The organism is Mesorhizobium sp. P5_C1, assembly GCF_054049815.1.
This window is the reverse complement of sequence record NZ_JBFULQ010000982.1, coordinates 1-1,286: the sequence shown is the minus strand read 5'-3', so window position 1 is coordinate 1,286 and position 1,286 is coordinate 1. Positions and strand designations below refer to the sequence as shown.

The 1,286-nt window shown below is 62.1% G+C and carries 2 protein-coding genes; one reads left to right on the top strand and one right to left on the bottom strand.

What is annotated here, in order from left to right; translation table 11 throughout:
- Positions 1 to 783: AMP-binding protein (locus ACXJ7R_RS33225; RefSeq protein WP_457155494.1), on the top strand; the 783-nt coding region annotated here is incomplete at its 5' end.
- 15 nt (positions 784 to 798) lie between these two features.
- On the opposite strand, the gene ACXJ7R_RS33220 is transcribed toward ACXJ7R_RS33225, so the two are convergent.
- Positions 799 to 1,286, bottom strand: a 488-nt coding sequence (locus ACXJ7R_RS33220) for a molybdopterin cofactor-binding domain-containing protein (protein ID WP_457155493.1), incomplete at its 5' end; no start/stop codon positions are given.

Below are 1,286 nucleotides of genomic sequence, written 5' to 3'. Positions count from 1 at the left end.
ACGATCATCTTCGGCACCGACACGTTCCTCGCCGGCTATGCGCGCACCGCGCACCCCTATGACTTCCGCTCGATACGTTATTGCTTTGCTGGCGCGGAGCCGGTCAAGGCAGCGACGCGCATGACCTATATGGAGAAGTTCGGCGTGCGCATCCTCGAGGGTTACGGCGTCACCGAAACAGCACCTGTGATCTCGATCAACACGCCGATGTACAACCGCTCCGGAACCGTCGGCAAAATCATGCCCGGCATGGAATATCGCCTCGATCCGGTACCCGGTGTCGACGATGGCGGACGGCTTTTCGTGCGTGGGCCCAATGTCATGGCCGGCTATCTCAGGGCCGAGAAGCCCGGTGTGCTCGAACCACTCGAAGACGGCTGGCATGACACCGGAGACGTCGTCGCCGTCGACGACGTCGGCTTCATCACCATTCGCGGCCGGGCCAAGCGCTTTGCCAAGATCGGCGGCGAGATGATATCGCTGGCTGCTATCGAGGCGCTGGCTGGCGAATTGTGGAAAGGCTCGCTCTCAGCGGTCGCCACTGTACCGGATGCGCGCAAGGGCGAAAAGCTGATCCTGATCACCGAGGCCGCCAACGCCACGCGCGCCGAATTCCTGACCTTCGCCAAGGCGAACGGCGCCATGGACCTGATGGTGCCGGCCGAAGTCCGCGCCGTTGCAAAAGTGCCGGTCCTCGGTTCCGGCAAGCTCGACTTCGCCGCTGTGACCAAAATGGTGCGCGGCGAAGAAGAGATGAAGATCAAGGTGGCTGGAAGCGCTTGAACATCGATTGATCTTTCAGACCGCCAGCGAGTAGCCCAGATCGCGCAATGGCAGTCGGCGCACGCGCTCTCCGGTGGCGGCGAAGATGGCGTTGCCCAGCGCGGGCGCAAGCGCCGGGAAAGCAGGTTCGCCCATGCCGGTCGGTGGATTGTCCGACTGGATGAAATAGGCATCGATCGTCATTGGTGCGAAAGGCATGCGCAGGATCGGATAGGCATTGTAATTCTGCTCCTGCACGCGGCCGTTTTCKATGTTGATCTTGAGACCCATGGCCGTTGAGAGTGCGTCGGTCGACGCTCCCTGCGCCTGGGCTTCGGACCCTGCCATGTCAATGATGGGGCCGACATCGAGCACCACCACGATGCGCGCGATCTTGATCCGCTTGTCGGTGTCCACGCTGATCTCAATCGACTGTGCGACATGGCCGGCGTGGGAATAGCACCAGGCCAGGCCCAAACCGCTCCCATTCGCCAACTTCTTGCCCCACCCGGCCTTCTCGGAGC